The sequence below is a fragment of the Picosynechococcus sp. NKBG042902 genome, assembly GCF_963864045.1.
Taxonomy (GTDB): domain Bacteria; phylum Cyanobacteriota; class Cyanobacteriia; order Cyanobacteriales; family MRBY01; genus MRBY01.
In genome coordinates, this window is sequence record NZ_CAWLTV010000058.1 from 26,147 (window position 1) to 50,676 (window position 24,530).

Sequence of the window (24,530 nt, forward strand, 5' to 3'; positions counted from 1 at the left end):
ATACCATAAGCATCACTGCTTCTCTGTTGATGGGAAAACATTGCCGTGGCCCAGGTTGTACTCAACGATATTCACAAATCTTTTGCGGATCGCTCCACCGGAAAAATGACCGCCGTCTTGCGGGGGATTAACCTCCAGATCCAGGCGGGGGAATTTATGGTGCTGGTGGGAGCTTCTGGGTGTGGTAAGAGTACGTTGTTACGCCTCATCGCGGGCCTCGAAACGGTGACAACGGGACAAATTGCCATTGGCGATCGCCCGGTGAATGATCTCCCATCTAAACAGCGAGACATTGCCATGGTGTTCCAAAATTACGCCCTGTATCCCCACCTCAATGTCTATGACAACATTGCCTTTGGGTTGCGGCGGATGCCCACGGCAGAAACGAAAAGCCATTGGCTGCAAAATACCTGGCGGGGCGTCACCAGACCACTCCCAAAATCCCTGCGTTACCAACCGACTGCCGAATTACAAATCCGCCAAAAGGTGCAGCAGGTCGCCCAACTGCTACAGATTGACCATCTCCTCACACGACTCCCGAAACAATTGTCCGGCGGCCAAAAACAACGGGTTGCTTTGGGGCGGGCGATCGCCCGCAATCCCCAGGTTTTTCTGATGGACGAACCCCTTTCTAATTTGGATGCGGCCCTGCGCAGTGAAACCCGCGCCCAGATCGTTCAACTCCAGCGTCAACTGGGGATTACAACGATTTACGTGACCCATGATCAAACCGAAGCAATGACCATGGGCGATCGCATTGCAGTGATGCACCAAGGGGAGATTCTCCAGGTGGCCCCGCCCCTTGAAGTTTATAATCGCCCGGTGAATCGCTTCGTGGCGGAATTTATTGGCTCGCCACCGATGAACTTTCTGTCAGTGCAGTTGACCGTCGCTGGCGTCGTTGAACATCCCCAATTCCGCTTTCCCGTCCCAGGAGGTTGGCGACCATTACTCCAGCCCTACCAGGGGCGATCGCTCCTCCTGGGCATCCGGCCCGAACACCTCAGCCTCAGTACCGCCGCCCCCGAAAATCTTGAAGTGGCGATCAATCTTGTCGAAGCCCTGGGCAATGAAACCTTCCTCTCGGCTCACCCCGTTGACTTGCCGCTACAAAATCTCAAGGTGCGCATTCCCCCCAAGGCTAAGGTTGCCCCCCAGGAAAAAGTCTGGTTGGCCTTTGATTTAGAGCAACTCCACTTTTTTGATCCAGAGACGGAATTTAGCCTCGGTCAACCCCACCCCAAGGGTGAAGCGGAACAACTGATCCGCTAAACTTTGGGATGTTGAGTCGTGTGGCGATCGCCCCAGCACCCTATGAATGAATTGCTGACCAAAATTCAACACACCACGCGCCACGCCAAACAGGTAGGGGCGCTGCATTCTTTGACCACGGCCCAGGAAGTGATTGTTGACCATGGGATTCCCTTTGTGGTGCGCATTTTAGAGCAACTCGACCGCAAGGAAAATTATCAAGCGAAGCAAGAAAAAGCGAAGGTGAATCCTTTTTTGCCCTACGAACAGGATTTATTCGTTTGTGATCTGACGCCCCACCATGTCTGTCTGCTGAATAAATTTAACGTCGTCGATCACCACATTTTGATCATCACCCGGGAGTTTCAGCCCCAGGAAACCTGGTTAATGGAAGCTGATTTTACTGCCCTGGCCCATTGTCTCCAACGTCTTGATGGCTTGGCCTTCTATAATGCCGGGGCGATCGCCGGGGCGAGTCAACCCCACAAACATTTGCAATTGATCCCTTTCCAAAGCAATGGGGAAACCTTTTCAGTGCCCATCGACCAAGTGTTATCCCAGCTCAATGATCGGATGCAGCCCCAGCAAATTCCTCTTTTTCCCTTCATGCACGGGATTATCCCTCTACCCCAGGATTACGACGGCAAGATTTTGTTCGATTGTTACCTCGCCCTGCTGCGTTTTCTCCGCTTCATTGACGGGCCGCTCAACCCTGGTTGGCAAACCCAAGCCTATAATCTTCTCGTTACCCGCCGTTGGATGTTGCTGGTGCAACGGGCCCAGGATCAGTATGAAAAAATTCCAGTGAATTCCCTGGGGTTTGCGGGGGCTCTTTTGGTGCGTAATCAGATGCAGTTGAGTTTGCTCAAAAAATTAACCCCCCTGCAACTATTAGCCTCAGTGGCGGCACAGGGGGATTTATCCCAAAGGGCGATCGCCCCCTTTGAATAAGCCAAAAAACTGGCTATGTGGGCTGTACCAAATCATCCAGGGAAGCCGTGGGCTGGTTGTACATTGCCTGGAGCACAAGGGCCGGATCGACATAGTTCCCGGAATATTTCAAGCCCCAGTGGAGGTGGGGGCCAGTGGTGCGTCCGGTCATCCCAACACGACCAATGCGAGTGCCAGCGCTCACTTCCTGACCAAGCCAAAGCTGAATGCCACCGTTGCGATCCATGAGGAAAGTCCCTTGACCAGAGGAAGAAACATAGCCACTGAGGTGACAGTAGATATGTTCCCAATCACCGGATTTAATCTGGATCATTGTGCCGCAGGCGGTGTTATCCGAAAGGCCCACAACTTTACCACTCCACCAGTTACGGATATAGCTGCCGAGGGGGGCGGCAATGTCTAAGCCTTGGTGAAATTGGCGTTGGCCACTGGTGGGCGACGTGCGATAGCCAAACCCAGATGTGTAACTTTGAAAATTTTCGACGGGAAAGGAAGCCTGTCGCCAACTGTTGTTGATACTAACGCGGGTTTGGGCCTGGGCGATCGCCAGAGGTGTTGATTGTGGCTGGGGCAGGAGATTAAACCCCAACACAAGGGCCAAGGTCACAGCCCCCAGCAGGATTGGTTTAATCCAGCGGCGAGCACGACGGAGATAAAACTGTAGGTTAAGCATTTACATCAAAGCCTAAAATCCATGGTAAGGGGATGTCCCAGACAAAAAAGATCATGTTGACAAACCATTGTAAGTCTAGTCTTTAGTCTGCGCACTTTTGTTTCACAGATTTTTGACCTGTACCACTGCTGGCATGACATTTTAAGACTGTTTTTCCGACTGGGAACCCACCAAATTCGGTTCTACCGTCGGGAAAAGGGCCGATTCTGTTCCCGAAATCGCCGCGTGGTGTTCGTAAAGTTCCACTGAGGGCGTGGTGTGTTCTTCAAGATCAGCCTGGGGATCCCCTGCCGGGAGCCATTTCAAGAAGACGAGGGGCAATAGGGTCGTCAAATTCGTGATCGTGACCAAAAGCCAAAGTCGGTCAAAATTGGTTTCTGTCACTCCGAGCCACTGGGTGAGGAGAGCCCCCAACTCATGGGAGAGTAAACCCGCCAGGTTCCAACTCGACATCAACAGGGCAAACATGGTCGCCTCGATGCCGGGCGGACAAAGGCGCGCTGACAACACCAGAATGGGCATCAGGGCAATTTCGCCAGTAACGGTCAAAATCAAGTTGTCCCCCAAGCTAAACCAGCGATCATCAATGCCCAAAGCACGGTTGGCGTGGGTCACAAGAATAAGGGTGGTAAAACCAAGGACGGCGGAAATGACGGTACTCCACCCCAACATTTTCCGGAATGAAACTTGCTTGAGATATTTTTGGTAGATGGCAATCCCCGCTAGGGCCGCAAAGCTAGTGACTAGGCGCACCCGCCCTAAAAATTCCGGGTTAAAGTCTAGCTCGTTGGTGACAAAAAAGAAAAAGGCAGAATCGGCACTGGGAGTGGCCTGCCAGAGGAAGACAAAGGCCGTGGGCAACAGAATTTTTTTCTGCCGTACTGCTCCCCAGAGGGTTTTCATCTGGTTGCCAATGTTATCGGTGGTGGCTTTTAGGGATATGGCTTCACGGGGTTGCTCAATAATTAACAAGGCGATCGCCGATACCAACAGCGGAAAAATGGCCGTAATCCCAAACACAACCCTGGTACTAAATTGCTCCAGTAACCAACCGCTCAAATAGGCCGTTGTTAAACTCCCCACCGCCGCCACTGCCCAGGTCAAGGATTGGAGTGACCCGACTTTATCCAAAGATTCAGCCCGGGCGCGTTCGACCACCACCGAATCGACAATCACATCACTAATCGCCACGGAAATCGAACTCAAGACAATCATCGTTGCTGCCAACCAGGGTGCTTGGACAATGGTGGCCATTGCTGCCCAAGCGCCACAACCGAGTAAGCCCGCCAAAATTAGGTAAGAGCGTCGTCGATACCCAAAGATCGGAAAGCCATCCGACAAAAAGCCGAAAAGGGGCTTGACGACCCAGGGAAATGCCGCGAGTCCCGTAAGGGCTGCCACTTCTGCCGGGGTTAGGCCGAGATCGTCTTTGAGGAAAAAGCTCACCGCAAGCCGGGAGAGATTGAGAATCCCCTGGACGAAATACACCGTCAACAGAGCAAACAACTCTGGGGTGACAGCATGGCCGAAGAGGGTTGGTTTTTTAAGATTGTCGAGAAAGGTCATCAAGGGAACGCTTATGATGAAGTTTTGTAAAGTCTTTTCTCAGTATAGACAACCTTTTCTGAAATCTGTTTAGCGTAAACCACACCCTAAGTGATTAAATTCGGCTTTGGTTTCTTCCGATAAGGGATGTGTAGTCAGGGTTTTGAGCAGAGCCAAAGGAACGGTAATGTGGTCTGCCCCAGCAATTATGGCATGGGTGACTTCGGCGGCGGATTTAAGGCTGGCGGCCAGAATCGTGGTTTCACTTCCTTGTAACAGAGCTTTCATAGAGCGGAGGAGGCTGCCACCATCCCCCTGGAGGTTTGTGGCGCGGTTCACGTAGGCGATCGCATATTTGGCGCCGCCTTCTGCAGCGATTAACGCTTGGGTCGGCTGATAGATGGCGGTGACAGAGCAGCTTATTTCTGGAGAGAGTTTGGGCAAAGCCTGAAAGCCGTTGAAAGTGGCGGGAATTTTAAGCACGAGCTGATCGCCAATGATTTCCCGTGCCCGGTGGGCCTCGCGGATCATCCCCTCACAGTCTTCACTGACTAACTGGTAATAGAGTTCTCCAGGCGTGATGGCCGCCAAGGTTTTTAGGGTCACTTCCGGGGGCGCGTCGCTTTTGGCCAGGAGGGTGGGATTGGTGGTAATGCCCTTGACCCAACCCCAGGCCACGGCTTCGGTGGCTTCGGTGGCGATCGCCGAATCTAAATAAATCATGGTTCCCTTTGGGCGCAGTGGTTTGGTATGCCTTGAGCCTAGCCAATACTGGCGAGGGTATCAATGTTTGCCGTGGCCATGTCTTTGCAGGTGCGCTTAATTAAACCCGTTAACACTTTACCGGGGCCAATTTCTACGGCCTCTGCAACTTCTAGGGCGCTCAGTTGCTGCATGATTTCGAGCCAACGGACAGAACCGGTCATTTGGGCCTTGAGACGCTCCTTGAGAGCGGCTGCTTGGGTTTCCGGTTGGGGGTCAACATTGGATAATACGGGGATTTTGGCATCAGAAAATTCAACGGCAGCCAGAACTGCTTCAAATTGGGCGGCGGCTTCGGCCATAAACGGGGAATGGAACGCACCAGAAACATTCAAGGCGATCGCCCGCTTGGTTTTAACACCATTCATAATCGCATCAACGGCTTCTGGGGTACCGGAAATGACAACTTGTTGTTCGCTGTTGTCGTTGGCGAGGGTCACGCCCTCGGTCGCCGCAATTTTTTCCATTAATTCAGTACGGTCAAACTTCATCAGGGCCGCCATTTTCCCCCCAGACGCTTGATCCATAAGTTGGGCGCGCTTTTGCACTAATTGCAAACCAGCGGCGAAATCATAGACCCCAGCCGCATAGAGGGCGGAATATTCACCGAGGCTGTGGCCCGCCATAAAGTCCACCTGGGGCGCTTTCTCCCGGTAGCGATCGCAGAGAATCGCCTCTAGCACATAGAGACAGGGTTGGGTGTAAAGGGTGCGGGAGAGGGTCGCTTCATCCCCCTGGCATTTTTCTAGAATTGACCAACCGAGGATTGCCTCTGCTTCAGCAAATCTTGCTTTGGCGACGGGATGTTCGGCAAGATCAACACCCATGCCCACCGCTTGAGATCCTTGGCCCGGAAAGACCCACGCAATTTTACCCATTACACACGCTCGTTATTGTTGCTACAAAAATTTTCCAGACTTGATTATAGGGGATGGCGATCGCCCCTCATTTTTTCCCAGGCTTACAAAGCTCCGGCTGCCGTCTGATCAATCACCCCAAAGCCGAGGTGCGACGTAATATTTAGCGCCTGGAGTACCGGTTCACTGTCTGCCCCCTGGAGGTAGTCAATGACCGTCACTGCACAGTTCCCCTGTTTCACCGCCCAAATATCCTGGGGCTGTAGTCCCATCAAGCGACAGAGAATCACCTTGTTAATGGCATCATGGGCAACAACTAAACCCACTTGATTCGGGGTTTGGCTATACTGCGCCACAATCTCATCCCAGGCTTCGTTGGCCCGGTCCCACACCTGTTGGAGATTTTCCCCCTCTGGCATCTGGACTGTTTCTGGCTTGGTTTTCCACTGGGCCAGCATGCCGGGAAAGCCCGCTTCAATGTCAGCTTCTAGTTTGCCTTCCCAGAGACCATGGCCAATTTCTTCTAATTTAGGGTGGGTACCCAACACCACCCCAGGATGGGCTTGCAGAATGATTTCAGCGGTTTCTTTGGGCCGACTCATGGGGCTAGTCATGCCGAAATGCAGGGTCACATCCTTAAGGAATGCACGGGCTTTGGCGGCTTGGGCTTGGCCATTCTCATTTAATGGAATATCCATGGTGCCTTGGAAACGCCCTTCCTTATTCCAGTTGGTTTCCCCGTGGCGCACGAGCAGCAAACGGAGACCTTTGTGGCCCGGACGGTAGCTGGGGAGGGGCAGGCCGAGGTGGGCCGTTTGGTTAATTGATTCAAATTGAACAATGTCTCCCAACTGACCGACAAAATTCAGCACATTGATGCAGCAGTTGGATTGCTGAATGCTCTGGTATTTACTGGGGGGGATGCCCGCCGCACTCATCAATAAACAACGGTTGATGCCATTGTGGGCGACGATTAGAATAGTTTCCCCTTGGTGTTTGGCGAGGATTTCCTGCCAGAATTGTCGGGCTTGGTCATAGAGGTCTTTAACCGGAGAGTGCTCGCTCCCATCGGCGTGGGTCATCACAAATTCAGCGGGATTTTCGTGCCAGAGGCGATAGGCTTCTGGATATTGTTCTTTGACGTCACTTTTGAGGAGTTTTTCCCACTGGGGCAAATTAATTTCTAGCAGACCCTCACTGGTGATGGGAGCGGGGGCCTTGTCGAGGTGCTGGTGGATAATTCCAGCGGTTTGCTTGGCCCGTTGGAGGGGGCTGCAATAGATCGCAGCAAAGTCGATGCCCTGGAGGGTTTGGCCTACGGTGGCGGCGTCGGCACAGCCTTTGTCGGTGAGTACTGATTCATCACAACGGCCCTGGATCATTTTGAGGGCGTTATAGCTACTTTGTCCGTGACGCACGATTATGACGCGGGTTGCCACCTTGGTTTCCTCCATTATTTGGGTGTGGTGTTGCGAGGGGGGGATTTTTGCCTACACCATAGTATCTGGTTCGGGGTCAGGGGAAAAGGTGAAGTTCGGGCTATGATTTTGGGGCATGAATACGGGGAAATTTTTTGCAATGGAACGGGCTGTGGATGTGGCGATCGCCCTCGGAAGTAACTTGGGTAACTCCTTAGAAATTTTAGAAAATGCCATTCAACATTTGAGCGAACATCCGGCGATCGCCCTAACGGCTCGGTCTACTTGGTACCGCACAGCCCCGGTCGGCCCGCCACAACCAGACTACATCAATGGTTGCGTGACTGGTCAGGTGCGCAATCTCAGTCCCGAAGCTCTCCTCGAAATCCTGTTGGCGATCGAGCAAGTATTTGGACGGGAACGGCGAGAACGTTGGGGGGCGCGGACGTTGGATTTGGATTTGCTTTTGTATGGCCAGGACATAATTTATCTGCCCCATTTGCAGGTGCCCCACCCCCGGATGCAGGAACGGGCCTTTGTGTTGGTGCCCCTAGCAGAGATTGCGCCCCATTGGTGTGAACCCCGCACCCAACAAACGATCCAAGCCCTCAAGGAACGGCTTCCCCTCACTGGAATTCAGAGATTAGATAGCGAAACTACGGGGAACCATTATTGATTGTAAATATCTCCCCCTAGGAAAAGCAGCGGCAACGGTAATTCTGACTATGATGGAAGATATTGGACGAACGGCAATATTTGGTGGAGTGTTCCCATGGTGCGTATTTTTTCTGGGCTGTTGGGTGGTATGGGTCTAGCCTTGATTTTGGGAGGAACATTAACGCCGGCGATCGCCCAAGCGCGCCCCTGTGGTTCGACTCCTTGCCTCTTCGCCCAAGGTGCTGGCATGACCGCCGATTCAGTGGATGAATTGGTATTCCAGGGCAATGAATATTACGACCAAGGGCAATATGAACTGGCCCTCGCGGCCTACGATGCCGCCTTAATTTTGAATGCGAGCGATGCAGAGCTTTGGATCTGGCGGGGCGTTACCCTAGGGGCCTTGGGGCAGCACGAAGAGGAATTGGCCAGCTATGATCAGGCGATCACCCTTGACCCCGATCAAAACCTGGTGTGGTACAACCGGGGCGTTGTGTTAGGAGCTTTAGAGCGCTACGAAGAAGAACTAGCCAGCTATGACCGCGCCCTGGAACTGGATCCAGGGGATGTGGATGCTTGGTATAACCGGGGTATTGCCCTGGGCTTTCTGGAACGCTATGAAGAAGAATTAGTCAGCTACGATCAAGTACTAGCGTTAGATCCCGCAGATGTGGATGCTTGGTTTAATAAAGGCTATGTTCTGGCCGATTTAGGTCGCCATGAAGAAGCGATCGCCACCTATGCTGCCCTCCTAGAACTCGATCCCGACGACGCCGAAGCCTGGAATAATCACGGTATTTCCCTCGAAGCACTGGGGCGCTATACCGAGGCGATCGCCAGCTATGACCAAGCCCTCGCCATTGACCCAGACTACGAAGACGCTTTGATCAACCGAGAAATTGCCCAAGCTGCCCTAGAGAAACTTTAAACTTCAACTAAATCAATCTTTATCAAAAAAAATACCCAGCTTCGGTGATGGGTATTGCTTCAGCTTATAAATTTGGCTCAATTTCTTTCTATTGGTGGCTCTATTGGTGACAAGTACAGCCCCCATGGCCACAGCCTTCACTCCCTGCGGGATGGCCATCGGCACAGGCTTGGCTGCAATAGCTCTTACCTTCCTTTTGGATAGCGCTATTGAGATCCACGATGCAAAGGCAAGATTCACAGGCACACTTCATTTGGGTCACAGTTACCATGATTTAAACCTCCAAGGTATTGTCTTAAATAGTTGAACGATTGTTCACATTTTTAGATTAACACATGAACAACTATTCAGGTATTGTTTAGATCAACGAACCATGACAGACCACAGTGGCAAAATCTTGAACCAAGCCAAGGCCCAACGGATGGCCGAATTTTTTGGTGTCTTGGGGGATGCCAACCGCTGGCGTATTCTTTCGGCCCTGGCCACCGGAGAGATGCGGGTGGGGGAACTCGCCGCCGCCGTTGAAATGAGTGAATCGGCTGTCTCCCACCAACTAAGAACCCTGCGCACAGCACGTTTAGTGAGCTATCGCAAGGAAGGGCGGAATGTGATTTATCGCCTCAAGGATCACCACATTCTTAATCTTTATCGTGACGCTTCGGAGCACCTAGACGAACCAGAGGATGGACACACCCACTAATCAACGCGGCTGCCGGTTGCTTGGCGGATATAGGCTTGATCTGCCTCGTAGAGTTTGCCCATGGCTGGGTTTTGGGGCGGTAAACCCAAAATGGCAAGATCTGCTTCGACCATAATCCCGACGAGGGTCGGAAAATCAATACTCGGCTCCCAGTTCAGTTGTTTTTTAGCCTTTGTGGGATCGCCAATGAGTAAGTCCACCTCGGCAGGACGGAGATAACGGCGGTCAAAGGCGACATAATCTTCCCAGTTCAGATTAACGTAGGCGAAGGCGGTTTCTAAAAATTGGCGGACTGAATAGGTTTCCCCCGTGGCAATGACATAGTCGTCGGGTTTGTCCTGCTGCAACATCAGCCACATCGCCCGCACATAGTCTTTTGCGTAACCCCAGTCCCGCTTGGAATCGAGGTTGCCGAGGTACAGTTTATCCTGCTGTCCGGCGATAATTCTGGCGATCGCCCTGGTGATTTTCCGGGTAACGAAGGTTTCCCCCCGGCGCGGCCCTTCATGGTTAAACAAAATGCCATTGCAAGCAAACAGATCATAGGATTCGCGGTAGTTCACCGTTTGCCAGTAGCCATAGACCTTGGCACAGGCGTAGGGACTGCGGGGATAAAAGGGGGTCGTTTCCTTTTGGGGTACCTCTTGCACAAGGCCAAACATTTCCGACGAACCGGCCTGGTAAAAGCGCACTTCATTGCCCGTCCGTTCCTGGTAGTCCCGAATCGCTTCTAGGATACGCAGCGTCCCCATCGCCACGGTATCCACGGTATATTCTGGCGAATCAAAGCTCACCCGCACATGGGACTGGGCACCCAGATTGTAAACTTCATGGGGTTGGATTTTTTCGATTAATTTTCCTAGGGATGTGCCATCGGTGAGATCCCCGTAATGAAGAAAGAACCGAGCGTCGGGGGTATGGGGATCGACATAGAGATGGTCAATGCGGTCGGTATTGAAGGTAGAAGCGCGACGGATAATGCCATGAACTTCATAGCCCTTTTCGAGGAGTAACTCCGCCAAATAAGAGCCATCTTGTCCGGTGATCCCTGTTACCAGTGCTTTTCGATTACCCATGGAGCTCGGTTTACTCAACATATCAATTAAGCAATTTTAGAACAGTATTCACCGATATGGACTTTAAGACGCCATTTACATGGTGCCCTTAAAAAGACCCTGGGGCCGCACCAACAGCAAGACCACCATAATGAACAGCGCAACCCCCAGCTTGTAGTCTGGGCCAAGCCAGGCCACACTGAGTTCTTGGGCAATGCCAATCACAAAAGCACCGGCGATCGCCCCGTAGGGATTGCCAATGCCCCCCAAGATCACCGAAGCAAACATCGGCAAAATTAAAAACCAGCCCATATTCGGCCGCACCGTGGTGATCAGCCCGTACATACTGCCGGCGATCGCCGTTAAAGTTCCTGTAATAATCCAAGTCCAGAGCACCACCCGTTCCACGTCAATGCCGGACACCCGTGCCAGGTCAATATTGTCAGCTACCGCCCGCATCGCTTTGCCAACCTTGCTATTTTGCAGGATAAAATGCAGCCCTAAAATTACTAAAATTGTCAGCACCATCACCACGACCCGATAGTAGGCAATGCGCAAATCTGGCACCGTTTCTGGGAGTCCCACAAGTTCGGTCAAGTTAATGGCCCGCACCACCGGGAGATCATATTGTTGATTGCCACTGCCCCAAATAAACAGCACTGCACTACGGATAAACAGTGCCAAACCAATGGAGATGATGATCAAGGTTGTCGGTGTCGCCCGCTTATCTCGCATCGGCTGCCAGAGTAATTTTTCTGCCACGAGCATCCCACCAATGGTGCCAAAGGCCCCTACCACCATCGACAGCCAAATATTTAACCCCAGGGAATTACTCAACCAGGTAATGTAAGCTCCCAGGGTCATATAGTCCCCGTGGGCAAAATTGGATAAGCGCAGAATCCCGTAGGTTAGGGTCAGTCCCACGGCAGCAAGGGCCAGGATACTCCCGACCGACAGACCATTGAGAACGAGTTGCAGGGTGTCCATGGCGAAGGTGAAGGTAAGGGCTAAGGAAATAAAAAATGAATTAATCTTACCAAGCCTACCTTGGCAGGGGAAAACTGGGAACGCAGAGGGGAATGCTACAATTTGAAGCCATAAAATCTTCCCTATTTAAACCCATAAAATTCCCCCTCCGGTGCTATGCAAGAGTTTTTTGAGAACGTCCTCCGCTACCCCCGTTACATGATTAGTTTGATCCTGGGGATTTTTATCAGTGTATTTGAATGGCTGAAGCCACTATTTTTTAAAAATAAAGCGACGGCCACCGCCACGATTGGGCTTTTGGTGGGTCTCTTTGCGTTTCTCTACTTCACCCTGCGGGCAATGCTTGGTTTAAGTGTTGTTTAGCTTTTTTGTAAGCTGGACAGAAAATTTTAAGATCAGACGTAGGGTGGTCAAAAACGATCCTATGAGTTCGATCTGGGCAAAAAACGGTGCATAATCCTTCTTTCCAGACCTTCGCGGCATTACAACAGCAACTGCGCCAGCGTTGGCAAGATTCGGCTGATTTTGAGGCGGACGATCAAGATATTTTAGTGGTGCCTTCTTTTAGTGTGGATCAGCGGGTCGGCCAGAAAGTGCCTGGATTTTTGCACTATGAAGAGCGGTTACTGTTCTCACTGATTCGCCTGCGCAATCCCCACACGCGCTTGATTTATGTCACGGCCCAACCCCTCGCTCCTTTGATCATTGACTACTATCTCCAGCTCCTATCGGGGATTCCGTTTTCCCATGCCCGCGATCGCCTGCTGTTGGTGACCACCTATGATAATTCTTACAAACCTTTAACCCAAAAGATTTTGGAGCGGCCCCGGCTGGTGGAAAGAATTCGCCGCGCCCTGCGCCCGAACCAGTCCTATATGGTGTGTTACAACTCAACGCCCCTAGAACAGGAACTGTCAGAAAAACTGCAAATTCCCCTCTTTGCCGCCAGCCCCAGCCTGAACTATTGGGGCTCGAAAAGTGGCAGTCGCGAGATCTTTCAAACGGCGGGTGTTCCTTTTCCCGATGGCAGTGCTTTGGTGAAAACGGTGCCGGAATTGATCCAGGTTACGGCGCAACTGTGGGAGCGGCAACCCCACCTCAAACGAATCGTGATTAAGCTAAACGAGGGGTTTTCGGGGGAAGGGAATGCGGTGTTAAAGTTACCTGCTCTGTCGCCAGGAGACAGTTTTACGGAACGTTGTGAACAGATTGCGGCGGCTTTGCCCAAGCTCAGTTTCCAGGCCAGCGGCGAAACCTGGGATAATTTTGCCTCGCGCATTCCCGAACTAGGGGCGATCGCCGAAGCCTTTATCGAAGGAAATCCAAAGCGATCGCCCAGTGTCCAAGGGTTAATTACGCCCAGTGGTGAAGTCCAAATCCTCTCGACCCACGACCAAATTCTGGGGGGACAGGATGGCCAAATTTACTTGGGATGCCATTTTCCCGCCGCCAGCGAATATCGCCTACAGTTACAGGAACTGGGCCTAAAAGTCGGCAAGATTCTCGCTGAAAAGGGAGCGATGGAACGCTATGGCGTCGATTTTATCGCCACCGAAAACCCCGACCACAGTTGGGATCTCCAGGCCATTGAAATTAACCTCCGCAAAGGGGGCACGACCCACCCGTTGATGACATTGCAACTGTTAACCAACGGCTTCTATGACTGCGCTACAGGGTCATTCTTCACCCCCCAACACCAGAAAAAATACTACATCGCCTCTGACAATCTCCAGAAACCCCAATACCAAGGCCTCCTGCCCAGTGATTTGATGGATATCATCGCCGCCCATGGCCTCCATTTCGACAGCAGTACAAAAACAGGGAGCGTGTTCCACCTGATGGGCACCCTTTCAGAATTTGGCAAATTAGGGCTGACCAGCATTGGGAATTCTCCCGAAGAAGCCGCCCAAATTTATCAACAGGTCGAGCAAGCTTTAGATTTAGAAACGACCAGTCAACGCCCTGCAACGGTGACACTTCCCTTGACGTGGTAAGTCTTTTCTAAGGAACCTTAATCCGTATTCTTGGGCAAGATGCCACAGCACCACCTTTGAGAAGGGCTGAGGGCTTCAATACTTGCGCTCTTTGGGTTCAAAACGATTAATGACGACGGGCATATACTCAATCGTTACACCTGTGTCGTTGCAGAAACTCAGGGTATGGGCTAGATAGGTTTGATCATCCCTGGCGGGGAAATCTTCCCTGGAGTGCGCCCCCCGGCTTTCTTTGCGGTGGTAAGCAGAGGTAAGAATGGCTTCTCCGACTTTTAAAATGCTCTGTAACTCTAGGGCTTCAATCAGTTCCGTATTCCAATGGATATCTTTGTCATCAAGAAAAAGATGATTGTATTGATCCTTAAGATGTTGGATTTGTTCTAGCCCTGCCGCCATGGTTGCCTCGGTTCTAAAGACACCACAATGGTCGCTCATGGCGTCTTGAAACTGCTGCCTGAGATTATGGATGCGCAGATTGCCGGATTGATTGAGAAGTTGCCCGATGCGATTTTTCGCTTCGTCTAAATATTGTTGTTCGTTAATCTCTGGGAAAGAGCGATCGCCAATATAATCGGCAATCTTGCCACCGACCCGCTGGCCATAGACCACACATTCTAAAAGGGAATTACTGCCGAGACGGTTGGCTCCATGGACGGAGACACAGGCACATTCCCCTGCCGCAAAAAAGCCCTCGGTTAATTCGGTACCATTGCGCCGCACCCGACCATCGGTATTCACGGGGATGCCGCCCATGGAATAGTGAGCCGTGGGACGCACAGGCATCGGTTCATTAATGGCATCAACGCCGACAAGACGGTGGGCTTCTTCCCAACAAAAGGGTACCCGCTCCATAATTTTTTCCTTACCCATGTGGGTGAGATCGAGATGGACAAAATTGCCGCCCGCACTACCATCGGGATGAATGCCCCGTCCGGCCCGAATTTCTAGGGTAATCGCCCGGGAAGTAATATCCCGTGGGGCCAATTCCATCTGCTTCGGGGCGTATTTTTCCATAAAGCGATCACCATCACTATTTCTCAGATAAGCTCCTTCCCCCCGTACCGCCTCGGAAATGAGGACACCGACGGGAAAAAGTCCGGTCGGATGGAACTGCACAAATTCCATATCTTCTAAGGGCAACCCCACCGCCGCCGTCATCGCTAAACCGTCTCCGGTGGAAGCAAAATCATTGGAGGTGGTGTTAAACACCCGGCCATAGCCCCCCGTTGCAAACATCACGGCCTTCGTTTGGACAATTTCTAAATGTCCAGTTTCGATGTGATACATGACAATGCCCTTCGCCTGATTCTCCTCAAAGATCAGGTTCATCACGTACCATTCGTCGTAGATTGTGACCCCATTGCGCCGTAGGTTATTCACCAGTTCATGGAGGATCGCGTGACCTGTTTTATCGGCAGCATAACAAGTCCGTTTGTGGGAATGACCCCCGAAGGCGCGCTGGGCAATGCGGCCATCCTCTAGGCGCGAAAACAAAACCCCTAAATGTTCCAACTCAATGATTACGTCGGGGGCTTCTTTCGTCAAAATTTCGACGGCATCTTGATCGGCGAGGTAATCAGAACCTTTGACCGTATCGAAGGCGTGGGCTTCCCAATTATCTTCTGGATCAACATTTTTCAAGCTGGCAGCAATCCCCCCTTGGGCCGCCACGGAATGGGAGCGGATCGGGTGGGTTTTCGCGACGAGTCCCACATCAAAGTTTGGATTTTTCTTTTTAATCTCAAGGGCAGCGCGGCAGCCAGCCAAACCACCACCGACAATAATGACGTCGTGTTGCAACATATCCACAAAGATCAGGGGTTATTCTTTCTATTGTGGGTTAGAGGTCGGGAAGAAAGGCGATCGCCCTTACGGTTTTTTACATCTTTCTCTCCTGATCAAGACTTTCCAAAGGGAAAATTAGAGCGTTACGATAAAGGGGTGAAGCAATCTCTTTTTCCTGCCCAATCCCTCACCGCTGGCCACTGGTTCAAACTCATCTGTGGTGCGAGTTTTCAGCATCTCCCCGCCATCCGTGATTTAACCCTCGTTTACAGCTTAGTGGGTGCCGATTGCATCGATGTAGCGGCGGATCCGGCGGTGGTGACCATGGCCCAGGAATCGCTCATCCAGGCGGAGGCGATCGCCTGTCAAAATCCAGCAAAATTTCCCCAATGGCAGGGCAAACCCTGGTTGATGATTAGCCTCAATGACGCCGAAGATCCCCACTTCCGCAAAGCGTTTTTTAACCCAAATCGTTGTCCCGCCGATTGTCCGCGCCCCTGCGAAACCGTTTGTCCTGCCCTAGCGATTGATCACACGGGTGTAATTGGCGATCGCTGTTATGGTTGCGGCCGCTGTTTGCCCATCTGTCCTTTGGGTTTAATCGAAGCGCAGAATTATCTTTCCAGTCCCAAGGCCGCCGCCGAGATGATCACAACCATGGCGATCGATGCGGTGGAAATCCATACCCAAGTGGGCCATTTTGCTGATTTTCAACGGCTTTGGCAGACCCTCAAACCGGTTCATCATCATTTGAAATTGTTGGCGATTAGCTGCCAGGATCACCCCGATGTGTTGTCCTATCTCGGACAATTATTCGCCGAAATTCAGCCCCTAGATTGTCTACTCCTTTGGCAAACGGACGGACGGCCCATGAGTGGCGACATTGGTAAAGGGACGATCCATGCCAGCATTCAGTTTGCCCAAAAAGTTCTCCAGAGCGATTTGCCGGGTTATGTGCAACTGGCGGGTGGCACGAATAATCACACCATTGAAAAATTGCAACGGCTCGGCCTACTTCATGATGCTCAAACGCCTTCTGTTGCCGGGATTGCCTTTGGTGGTTATGCCCGAAAAATCCTCCAGCCCATCTTAGAAAATGGCCCTGAAATGCAGCCGAAACCCCTTGAATCCGATCCCGAACGCTTTGACCAGGCGATCGCCTATGCCAGCCAGTTGATAAATCCACTAAAATCTTCGTTAAACCCAAGCCTTAGTCTATGACCGCACCCCAATCCCCTGCTTTTCCGGCCCACCGCCGCCTCGTGACGGACGACCTCGAAAAACTGCTAACGATTTTGCCCGATTCGATCCGCGATCGCCTCGCCGACCACCCCAATAAAAACGCCCTGATCGAAGTGGTGATGGATCTCGGTCGCATCCCCGAAGCTCGCTTTGAAAATAGCACCGAAGATCTAGGCGATCGCCCCATTAGCCGCGAAGATTTGCAATATTCCGTGGAGCGGGTGGGGATGTTTAGTGGCGACAACCGGGCGGGTATCGAACGCACCCTGCACCGGATCAGTGCCATGCGTAACCGCCAGGGGGACATCGTTGGTTTAACCTGTCGCATCGGTCGCGCCGTGTTTGGCACGATTTTGATGATCCAGGAACTCGTTGAAAGCGGTAAATCGATCCTCTTGTTAGGACGGCCTGGGGTCGGTAAAACTACGGCGCTGCGGGAAATTGCGCGGGTTCTCGCCGATGACTTTGGCAAACGGGTGGTGATTATCGATACCTCCAATGAAATTGCCGGGGACGGTGATATTCCCCATTCCGCCATTGGTCGCGCCCGCCGGATGCAGGTGGCCACGCCGGAATTGCAACATAAGGTGATGATCGAGGCGGTGGAAAACCATATGCCTGAAGTGATTATCATTGATGAAATTGGCACCGAACTTGAAGCCCAGGCCGCCAGAACCATTGCCGAACGGGGTGTTCAACTTGTCGGGACAGCCCACGGTAATCGCATTGAAAACTTGATTAAAAACCCCACCCTTTCGGATCTCGTCGGCGGCATCCAAGCCGTTACCCTGGGGGATGAAGAGGCCCGCAAACGGCGATCGCAAAAAACCGTCCTCGAACGAAAAGCGCCTCCAACCTTTGATGTGGCCGTAGAAATGTTAGAACGGCAACGGTGGGTGGTTCATAGTGATGTGTCGATCACCATTGATACCCTCTTGCGGGGTCACCAACCGTTACTGGAAGTACGCACCGTCGATGATCAAGGCAATGTGAAGATCACCGAGGAAATGGAGCATCCCGTCGAGATTCCTAACTGGAACCCCCAAACAAAGATGGCCCCTGAACCCAGCCGTCCACGGGGACTGCGTGCTTCTGGCAAAATGGCTCCTCTCCCTTTCGGTAGCCAGAAAAAAAAATTAGTTTCCCCTAGAAGCAACGCCCTCGATCCCCTCATTGATCAATCTTGGATTGCCCGTGATCCACAACAGCAGGAGAAAGTGCGAGTGCCTGGCCCCAATGGAGAGGATTATCCCGTGTATGTCTATCCCTATGGCGTCGGGCGATCGCAGTTAGAGCAGGTGATCGAAATTTTGCGGCTGCCCATCGAACTCACCAAAGATCTCGAAGGGGCCGATGCGGTTTTAGCGTTGCGATCGCAGTTGAAAAATCATTCTAAATTGCGTCAAATCGCCCAAACTTGCCATGTACCGATCCATGCGGTGAAGTCTAATACAATCCCCCAAATCACGCGGGGTTTGCGGCGCATTTTGAATTTAGATGATCCCCAAAACCAGGAACCGACAGATTTACGGTTATTTGCCCAAAGCAATAGCGACGATGAAATTGATGCCCTCGAAGAAGCCCGTCTAGCAGTGGAGCAAATCGTCATTCCCCAGGGTCAACCCGTGGAACTGCTGCCCCGTTCGGCCAAAATCCGTAAGATGCAGCACGAACTGATTGAGCATTACCGTCTGCAATCATCGAGCTTTGGGGAAGAACCAAACCGTCGCCTGCGGATTTTCCCTGCTTAATTCACCTCTAACGTCGAGGAAGTACTTCTGCCGAAGGTTTCGGCGTTGTATTGCAGTGACACTTCAGCCCCAGGATAGTCAAAGCTGCCGGGGGTGATCGCCCGCACGAGATAGTGCAGGTTATATACGCCCGCATTCAGGCGATCGCCGTAGGCAACGACTTTATCTTTATAGACTTTTTGGTAGCTGAGTTGCCATGCGTCCTGTTGGGGTTGGTAATAGGTGGTGGCGGTTTGAAAATCAGTGTCAATCGCTTCAAAGCCGGCGGGGAGGGGATCGCTAATCAACACATGATTGACGGGGTGATCGGTGATTACTTCTAAACCAATGTCAAAGACTTGTCCGGCTTCGACGCTAAAGGGTTCTTTTAGATCGTACAACCCATATTTACGGGCGACTTCGGTTTGGTTAGCGGGGCGGATATAGCGGGTAATGCGCAATCCGTTTAGTTTGCCGGGTTGGCTGCCTGGGAGACGATAGTTAAATTCACTCAGGTAATGGAGTTTGCCGTCGCCGTCTTTTTGGATAATCAGATCCCTATTGCCTTTGGGGAGATCCTGCATCGGCACATCGACGGTGGCACTGGGATTTTCGTAGCCTTGGAAATTAAATTCACCCAATTGTTTACGGTCAAGCTTGATAGCGCCACTCAAGCTGGGTGGAATCGATTCCGTTGCGCTGTAGGCAGTTAAGGCGGTGAGGGCTTGAGCATTGTCATAACTGGTTTGCCAGGTGCCATCGCGCCGTTGATCGAGCAACCCTTGTAAGATTTGGCTGAGGGTGGTGGGGGTTTGCTCAATGTCCACAAAAAGGCGGAGGACTTGGGATTGGGCGGTGGTGTTGGAGTGATACCAAAACCAGCGTTGGGGCAAATTAATCTGGGCGGTGCGTCCGGTTTGATAAATTAACTCGTTGACTTCATCAGCTAACTCCTGGGCTTGGATTTGCCAATCGAGCAGTTGGGAAAGGTGGCGGGCTAATTTAATTTTGCCGACGGCATCAAAGTCTGCGCGGGCATCGTACAGGGTTGCCGCAAAATCGCCGCGCACATCCCCGAATTGATCAAGGGCTAAGAGGGTTTCGAGGCGGACGGTATTTTTGCAGTTGGTGGTGCTGCATTCGCTAAATTGGGCAGGATTGGCAAGGGTTTGATCAAGATAGGTTTTCAGTTTATTCACCAGCCCTGAATCGACGGGTAATCCGGCTTGTTGGGCAAGGGCGATCGCCTCGGCGGCGTAGGGGGTGACATAGGGATCGGGGGTATCGTCTCTGGGGAAAGAGGCAAAGCCACCACTGGCGAGTTGCAATTGGCTGAGATGGGTGAGGGCTTGGCTCGCTTCGGCTTGGCTGTCGAAATTGGCAAAGGCTTGACCATACCGCTGTTTGAGCATTTCTAAATTAGCCGCAATGAGCAGTTGACTGGCGGTGGGTTCGAGGAACGGGAAATCGTCGTCGTTAAAGGTATCTTGGGCAGGGGCAGTTAATTCTGGAATCAGGGTACTAGCAACGGTGACCGTTAAGCCGCCTTGGTTGGAAACGACTTGCCGATCAATGTTCAGGGGAATTTTTACTTCAGCCTCGGTCAAAATCCCCGTGGCGATCGCCTGTTCTTTGACCGCTAATTGCTTCACGTCGAGGGGCACTTCCACGGCATCGGCGACCCCATTTTTCTGGGTTGTAAATTTAAAGGTGGCGGTTCCGGCTTCGTTGGTAACCATCGGAAAACGGTACACCTCGGTATTATTGCCAATTTCGGCGGTTTGCGTTTGCCGTTGTTTATTCCCTTGGACAAAGGCGATCGCCCCCTGTACTTGGGCTTCAATATTTAAGCGACCTTTGGAACCCGTGGTATTGGTGACCATCACGCCCCCCTCAAGGCGATCGCCTACCCGTGCAAATTGGGGTAACACAGGATTGGTTAATAGAGGTTGGGTGGCGATAAAGGTTTCGTCGCCATTACCAAAACGCATTTGATCATCCGTTGCCACCACGAGGACGCGCCAGGTGGTCAGGTCATCGGGCAGGGTAAAGGAGACTGCCGCTTGACCGTTGCTGTCCGTTAAAACGGAACCATCATAAAAGGCGATCGCCTTGAAATCGGTGCGGGTGCGGGTATTGGCTAACGCAGAAGATTCACCACCGCCATAACCCCAACCTTTTGCTTCGGTCGAATCCATCGGCGCAATAGTCACATCGGGGCGATTATCAGCCCAGCGGGTGGTGATCGGTTGGTCGCGATAAATTTCAGCCAGCAGATCGGGAGGACGATAGCCCGTCAATTGCAAAATCGCTTCATTGACCACCATCACCGTTAACTGTCCGGCAACGGGTTGATCCCCTTGATCCTTGAGTTGCAGATTTAAGGTTTGTGCGTCACCGGGCATCACCTGATTCTGCTGGGGCTGAATGGCGACGGTTAATTTTTTCTCGGCGAGGCTCGTGCGGAAATCATCAAAGCCAATTTTCATCAGCTTATCCACGCCATTTTTGCGGGCAGCTTCAATGGATTCCCCCCTATGAATCAAAACGGCTTCCACCGCCGCATTGGGCAACATCTCCGGCGTGACGGTAAATTGCACTTGGGGCGCGGCTCCGGTCACGGTTTGCTGGGTTTCGTATAGTACGCCGTGGCGAATCACGGAAAAATACAGTTCTGCTTCGGGGTAGGGGGATTGAATTAACGCTATCGCGGTGTCGCCAATCTTGTACTCATCTTTGTCAAGGGTGACTTCCACTCGGTTATTGTCGAAGCGATCGCCCCAATTAAACCAGCCCGCACCGCTGACCCAAATGAAACTATCGGTGGCGGCGGCATCGGGTTGCCCGCTAATGGTGGCATGGAGGCGATAGGAACCACTGTCGGGGGCGGTTAATTCTACGGTTTGGGGTTTGGCGGCAGATTTAATAGTTTGGCTGGCGATCGCCTCGTATTCCACTTGGGGGCGTTTAACTTGAGATCCCTCGATAATTTGGGAAACTTCGCTGTAATTGACCTTCTGCAATTCTAATTTGACCGTTTGCCCTTCCATCACTTTCCCGTCGGGACTGGTGACAATCACTTGGGTTTTAAAGGGTTTTTCCGCATCGGCAACAAAATCATGGTTGATCCCAATCAGGCGATCACCGGGCAACGCGGTAAAGGTTTGGGTATTGGACACGGATAGATTTGCCGCATCGGTCACTTCTGTTTCCACGCGATAGGTCACTGGATAGGGCAGATCCCGCGCCACGTCGATGGTTTGGGAACTTTGCCCGCCATCGTTTAAGGTTTTTTGCGTTTGCAGGACATCGCTACTAATGGATGGCTCCGTTTCCGACCAATGCCACTGCCGCCCAAACTGGAATTCGTCCCACCCCTCCGGTTGAAAATAACCGCGACTGCGGGTGATGTAATAATTCACCTTGCTGTTGCTCACGGGCGCACCAAACAAATAATCGCTCTGGGTCGTAGCCGTCAGGCGATCGCCCATTTTGGCGAATTTTTGATCAAGTTTCAGGTCTACCTTGAAATTCGGTGGACGAAATTCAGCCACCCGAAAATCCCCGTAAATATTCACCCCATTGGCAGCTTCCGCCCGGAGGTAATAACTCCCCAAATCCTGCGTTTTCGGCACATCCCATTCCACCGTAAACGTGCCGTAGCGATTCGTTTGGAAGTTGCCTAACGTGGTCTCTTTCCCCTCTGGATTACTCAGGATCACCTTGTAATTTTGGTTAATATCCTGCCGCAATTTCCCATTTTTCAAATAATAGGCAACCCCCGTAAAATAAGCCTTTTCGCCCGGTTGATACAGTTGGCGATCGCTAAAAATTGTGCCCCGCCCTTGGGTTTCCCCATTATCCCAATCGGCATAAATCCCGTAACCGTAGGAACCGCTGTACTCATCGGTACGCATAAAAGCCCAGTCCGAATTTTCGCGGGCAATCACGAGTAATTGCGGCGCATATTCTTGACCCTGCAAACAACTCCGCCAGCCATTTCCCGCAACGAGTAAATTACCACCCCCATCGGTCTGTCCCGTAAAACAAGCTTGGGGATTGCCCTTCGTTTTTTGATCTAACTTGGATTGATAAATCTCAATCTGGGCATTGGCAACTGCTTTCCCCGTATCCAGATGGTGTACCCGCACAATGCCCGACTCCGGAAACCACTGGGCAAACACCCCCAAATTCGTCAACTGCACCAAGCCATAATATTGCGGCGATCGCCACTGGGTTTGATTATTCTGATCCTTATAGGTATTGGTTTTTGCCGTAATCCCGTAGGCGAGTAAACCCGTATTTCCACCCAATTTTTCCCGAATCGGAATCGGCGTTTTCACCAACTGATTTTTCGGTTGTTTAACCGTAATACTTTCCCAACTGCTTTCGGACGGCACTAAATCGGTGCTGTTATTTTGCGGATAAGCCGTCGCCGCGTAAACCAAATCCGTCGGTTGCACCACCCGATAACCCACCTGAAACTTCCCTTCCGGTAAATTAATCGTTTCAATATCAAGATTCAGATCCGTCCCCGCCGGAAAAATATTCAGATCCTGTTGCGCCCAAATATCCGCCGCTACATCACCGGGGTTATAGGTAATGGTTTGATCCTTGCCGAGGGTCTGCCCGTATTGATCCTTGAGATTTTTGCTAATCGTAATCGTGTAATCAGTATTCGGTTGGAGCACCCACGGATTCAGATCCACCGAGCGGCTACCGGGATAGGTACGAACGACGAGATCATCCCCCTCCGGTTTTGGGCTAATCGTAATATTTTCAAGGGCAGAATCTGCATCCAAACCATTATTAAAAACCAGTTGGGCACTCCCTTTCACAAAGCGACCATAGGCTCCCCCCGCATCCGGTTGCCCGTAGAAAGTCATTTCTTCATATTGCAACGGCGCATAGGTTTTAAAGACGGAACGAAAGCTTTTTTCGGTGGTCAAGTTGCCTTGGTCTGGGGCGATTCCTGGTTGAAATTCTAGGGTGTATTGACTCGCTTTCTGTAAAGGTTGACGGGGTTTAATAATGTATTGCCAGGTTTTTTCTGGATCAAATTGACCGTCTGAAAGAATATCTGCTGGCGGTTCCTGCATCGTAACAGTTGCCTTAACTTTGCTCTGGCCGCTGACAAAAACAGTATGTTGCTTGAGGGAGTCGAGGTCGAGTCGGGTGTTGCTAGTCACTGTGCTTTCTTCCTCAAGACCCAAGGGTTCTGCATCTTCGGGCAAAGTGCCGACAACCCCAGGTAAATTGCTGAGGCGAATTTGGGACGTTTGGAATGTCCAAGCTAAATCTTTCGTGAGTTGATTATTTTCGAGATCCCCTAAACCGGATTTGAGAGTAACTCGGAAACGGGTGGCTTTGGGCAGGGGTTGGTCGGCTTGAAAACCAATCATTTTCGGTGTGAGGAAGCGAAATTGCCCAGAAATGGCGGGGAGTAGTTCAATCTTTTGGAGGAGGGCTGTTTCCTGGGGGCTTTCGAGTTGGGCGACGGGAATCAGGGGATGTTTAAACAGAATCCTGATTTGGGCGAGGTCAGCGCTGTCTCCGGTGGGGCTAATTTCGGTGATCCAGTCGGGTAGTTCTGGTAAAGGGAGCGCGGCAACGGCGGGAAAGGGCGCGGCTTGGTTGGTGACCTGGCTGATTTGGAGGATTTGTTGGCACCCAGACAATCCGGCGATCGCCAACAGACAGCTTAAACAGGCCAGTAAGAGAAATTTAACAAAGCGACGTGGAAACCCCATACAATGCCCTCTGATTCTCTCTTCTGTGATAACGAATCACCCTGGCAATAAACGATTTTTTGTATATTTCTTAAAAACGACAAAGATATTAATTCGTGACAAAATTGTGGCGATCGCCGGGGGAACCATTGGGTAAAATGACGCAATCTTGATGAAAAAGTCGGCTGCTCTGCAAATATCCCCTAAAATGGCGGACAAATTATGAGCAAATGGGCTTGATAACGATGATTCCTCCGGGAATGGAT

At 51.7% G+C, this 24,530-nt stretch carries 19 protein-coding genes; 9 read left to right on the plus strand and 10 right to left on the minus strand.

Annotated features, from left to right (window positions below):
• Positions 1 to 45: 45 nt before the first annotated feature.
• Positions 46 to 1,272, plus strand: coding sequence for an ABC transporter ATP-binding protein (locus AACR41_RS03395; protein ID WP_030007786.1), 1,227 nt, complete (start codon positions 46 to 48; stop codon positions 1,270 to 1,272).
• A 42-nt stretch (positions 1,273 to 1,314) separates the two neighbouring features.
• A complete protein-coding gene (locus tag AACR41_RS03400) occupies positions 1,315 to 2,202 on the plus strand; it encodes an ATP adenylyltransferase family protein (protein ID WP_030007787.1) in 888 nt (295 codons plus the stop codon).
• Between the two features lie 13 nt (positions 2,203 to 2,215).
• Here the strand turns inward: AACR41_RS03400 and AACR41_RS03405 are convergent, their stop codons facing one another.
• The 5 genes from AACR41_RS03405 to AACR41_RS03425 all read right to left on the minus strand — a co-directional run bounded on the left by AACR41_RS03405 (position 2,216) and on the right by AACR41_RS03425 (position 7,478).
• Positions 2,216 to 2,875 carry a M23 family metallopeptidase gene (locus AACR41_RS03405; protein ID WP_030007788.1) on the minus strand — a complete coding sequence of 220 codons (660 nt, stop codon included), beginning with the start codon at positions 2,873 to 2,875 and terminating at the stop codon, positions 2,216 to 2,218.
• Between the two features lie 141 nt (positions 2,876 to 3,016).
• Positions 3,017 to 4,441, minus strand: a complete 1,425-nt coding sequence (locus AACR41_RS03410; RefSeq protein ID WP_030007789.1) for a folate/biopterin family MFS transporter — start codon at positions 4,439 to 4,441, stop codon at positions 3,017 to 3,019.
• A 69-nt stretch (positions 4,442 to 4,510) separates the two neighbouring features.
• The gene (locus tag AACR41_RS03415; protein ID WP_030007790.1) at positions 4,511 to 5,143 is read right to left on the minus strand and encodes a transaldolase family protein; all 633 of its coding nucleotides are present in this window, start codon (positions 5,141 to 5,143) and stop codon (positions 4,511 to 4,513) included.
• Between the two features lie 38 nt (positions 5,144 to 5,181).
• Positions 5,182 to 6,060 (minus strand): ACP S-malonyltransferase, encoded by an 879-nt coding sequence (fabD, locus tag AACR41_RS03420; protein ID WP_030007791.1) that lies wholly within the window; start codon positions 6,058 to 6,060, stop codon positions 5,182 to 5,184.
• 83 nt (positions 6,061 to 6,143) lie between these two features.
• Positions 6,144 to 7,478, minus strand: a complete 1,335-nt coding sequence (locus AACR41_RS03425; protein WP_030007792.1) for a histidine phosphatase family protein — start codon at positions 7,476 to 7,478, stop codon at positions 6,144 to 6,146.
• Between the two features lie 139 nt (positions 7,479 to 7,617).
• Between AACR41_RS03425 and folK the strand changes: the two genes are divergently transcribed.
• Together folK and AACR41_RS03435 are read left to right on the plus strand one after the other, a co-directional pair.
• Positions 7,618 to 8,133, plus strand: a complete 516-nt coding sequence (gene folK / locus AACR41_RS03430) for a 2-amino-4-hydroxy-6-hydroxymethyldihydropteridine diphosphokinase (protein WP_030007793.1) — start codon at positions 7,618 to 7,620, stop codon at positions 8,131 to 8,133.
• A 96-nt stretch (positions 8,134 to 8,229) separates the two neighbouring features.
• The gene (locus tag AACR41_RS03435) at positions 8,230 to 9,042 is read left to right on the plus strand and encodes a tetratricopeptide repeat protein (protein ID WP_030007794.1); all 813 of its coding nucleotides are present in this window, start codon (positions 8,230 to 8,232) and stop codon (positions 9,040 to 9,042) included.
• A gap of 100 nt (positions 9,043 to 9,142) precedes the next feature.
• On the opposite strand, the gene AACR41_RS03440 is transcribed toward AACR41_RS03435, so the two are convergent.
• Positions 9,143 to 9,313, minus strand: coding sequence for a metallothionein (locus AACR41_RS03440; protein WP_012308158.1), 171 nt, complete (start codon positions 9,311 to 9,313; stop codon positions 9,143 to 9,145).
• A gap of 102 nt (positions 9,314 to 9,415) precedes the next feature.
• Between AACR41_RS03440 and AACR41_RS03445 the strand changes: the two genes are divergently transcribed.
• Complete coding sequence (locus AACR41_RS03445) at positions 9,416 to 9,742, plus strand: ArsR/SmtB family transcription factor (protein WP_012308159.1); 327 nt, start codon at positions 9,416 to 9,418, stop codon at positions 9,740 to 9,742.
• Here the strand turns inward: AACR41_RS03445 and gmd are convergent.
• Both gmd and AACR41_RS03455 read right to left on the minus strand, forming a co-directional pair.
• Positions 9,739 to 10,818, minus strand: coding sequence for a GDP-mannose 4,6-dehydratase (gene gmd / locus AACR41_RS03450; protein WP_030007797.1), 1,080 nt, complete (start codon positions 10,816 to 10,818; stop codon positions 9,739 to 9,741). The genes AACR41_RS03445 and gmd overlap by 4 nt on opposite strands.
• A 75-nt stretch (positions 10,819 to 10,893) precedes the next feature.
• A complete protein-coding gene (locus AACR41_RS03455; RefSeq protein WP_030007798.1) occupies positions 10,894 to 11,784 on the minus strand; it encodes a branched-chain amino acid ABC transporter permease in 891 nt (296 codons plus the stop codon).
• Between the two features lie 156 nt (positions 11,785 to 11,940).
• Here AACR41_RS03455 and AACR41_RS03460 point away from each other — a divergent pair, with 156 nt between their 5' ends.
• Positions 11,941 to 12,147, plus strand: coding sequence for a DUF751 family protein (locus AACR41_RS03460; protein ID WP_012308162.1), 207 nt, complete (start codon positions 11,941 to 11,943; stop codon positions 12,145 to 12,147).
• A gap of 86 nt (positions 12,148 to 12,233) precedes the next feature.
• On the plus strand, positions 12,234 to 13,778 hold the full coding sequence (locus AACR41_RS03465) for a peptide ligase PGM1-related protein (RefSeq protein ID WP_030007799.1): 1,545 nt from the start codon (positions 12,234 to 12,236) through the stop codon (positions 13,776 to 13,778).
• A 75-nt stretch (positions 13,779 to 13,853) separates the two neighbouring features.
• Here AACR41_RS03465 and AACR41_RS03470 read toward each other — a convergent pair whose 3' ends face one another.
• The gene (locus AACR41_RS03470) at positions 13,854 to 15,581 is read right to left on the minus strand and encodes a succinate dehydrogenase/fumarate reductase flavoprotein subunit (protein WP_030007800.1); all 1,728 of its coding nucleotides are present in this window, start codon (positions 15,579 to 15,581) and stop codon (positions 13,854 to 13,856) included.
• A gap of 138 nt (positions 15,582 to 15,719) precedes the next feature.
• On the opposite strand from AACR41_RS03470, the gene ldpA reads away from it, so the two are divergent.
• Positions 15,720 to 16,784 carry a circadian clock protein LdpA gene (gene ldpA, locus AACR41_RS03475; RefSeq protein ID WP_030007801.1) on the plus strand — a complete coding sequence of 355 codons (1,065 nt, stop codon included), beginning with the start codon at positions 15,720 to 15,722 and terminating at the stop codon, positions 16,782 to 16,784.
• A complete protein-coding gene (locus AACR41_RS03480) occupies positions 16,781 to 18,556 on the plus strand; it encodes a R3H domain-containing nucleic acid-binding protein (protein WP_030007802.1) in 1,776 nt (591 codons plus the stop codon). Before ldpA ends, AACR41_RS03480 begins: the two co-directional genes overlap by 4 nt.
• Here the strand turns inward: AACR41_RS03480 and AACR41_RS03485 are convergent.
• Positions 18,553 to 24,285: an alpha-2-macroglobulin family protein gene (locus AACR41_RS03485; protein WP_030007803.1), complete on the minus strand. Its 5,733-nt coding sequence runs from the start codon at positions 24,283 to 24,285 to the stop codon at positions 18,553 to 18,555. The genes AACR41_RS03480 and AACR41_RS03485 overlap by 4 nt on opposite strands.
• Positions 24,286 to 24,530: the final 245 nt, after the last annotated feature.

What these genes read in the sequence shown, in the direction of transcription:
- AACR41_RS03455 (WP_030007798.1), bottom strand. Translation starts at nt 11,784, where the DNA reads ATGGACACCCTGCAACTCGTTCTCAATGGTCTGTCGGTCGGGAGTATC.
- gmd (WP_030007797.1), bottom strand. Translation starts at nt 10,818, where the DNA reads ATGGGTAATCGAAAAGCACTGGTAACAGGGATCACCGGACAAGATGGC.
- AACR41_RS03445 (WP_012308159.1), top strand. Translation starts at nt 9,416, where the DNA reads ATGACAGACCACAGTGGCAAAATCTTGAACCAAGCCAAGGCCCAACGG.
- AACR41_RS03435 (WP_030007794.1), top strand. Translation starts at nt 8,230, where the DNA reads ATGGTGCGTATTTTTTCTGGGCTGTTGGGTGGTATGGGTCTAGCCTTG.
- AACR41_RS03470 (WP_030007800.1), bottom strand. Translation starts at nt 15,581, where the DNA reads ATGTTGCAACACGACGTCATTATTGTCGGTGGTGGTTTGGCTGGCTGC.
- AACR41_RS03400 (WP_030007787.1), top strand. Translation starts at nt 1,315, where the DNA reads ATGAATGAATTGCTGACCAAAATTCAACACACCACGCGCCACGCCAAA.
- fabD (WP_030007791.1), bottom strand. Translation starts at nt 6,060, where the DNA reads ATGGGTAAAATTGCGTGGGTCTTTCCGGGCCAAGGATCTCAAGCGGTG.
- AACR41_RS03410 (WP_030007789.1), bottom strand. Translation starts at nt 4,441, where the DNA reads ATGACCTTTCTCGACAATCTTAAAAAACCAACCCTCTTCGGCCATGCT.
- folK (WP_030007793.1), top strand. Translation starts at nt 7,618, where the DNA reads ATGGAACGGGCTGTGGATGTGGCGATCGCCCTCGGAAGTAACTTGGGT.
- AACR41_RS03485 (WP_030007803.1), bottom strand. Translation starts at nt 24,285, where the DNA reads ATGGGGTTTCCACGTCGCTTTGTTAAATTTCTCTTACTGGCCTGTTTA.
- AACR41_RS03460 (WP_012308162.1), top strand. Translation starts at nt 11,941, where the DNA reads ATGCAAGAGTTTTTTGAGAACGTCCTCCGCTACCCCCGTTACATGATT.
- AACR41_RS03405 (WP_030007788.1), bottom strand. Translation starts at nt 2,875, where the DNA reads ATGCTTAACCTACAGTTTTATCTCCGTCGTGCTCGCCGCTGGATTAAA.
- AACR41_RS03415 (WP_030007790.1), bottom strand. Translation starts at nt 5,143, where the DNA reads ATGATTTATTTAGATTCGGCGATCGCCACCGAAGCCACCGAAGCCGTG.
- AACR41_RS03440 (WP_012308158.1), bottom strand. Translation starts at nt 9,313, where the DNA reads ATGGTAACTGTGACCCAAATGAAGTGTGCCTGTGAATCTTGCCTTTGC.
- AACR41_RS03480 (WP_030007802.1), top strand. Translation starts at nt 16,781, where the DNA reads ATGACCGCACCCCAATCCCCTGCTTTTCCGGCCCACCGCCGCCTCGTG.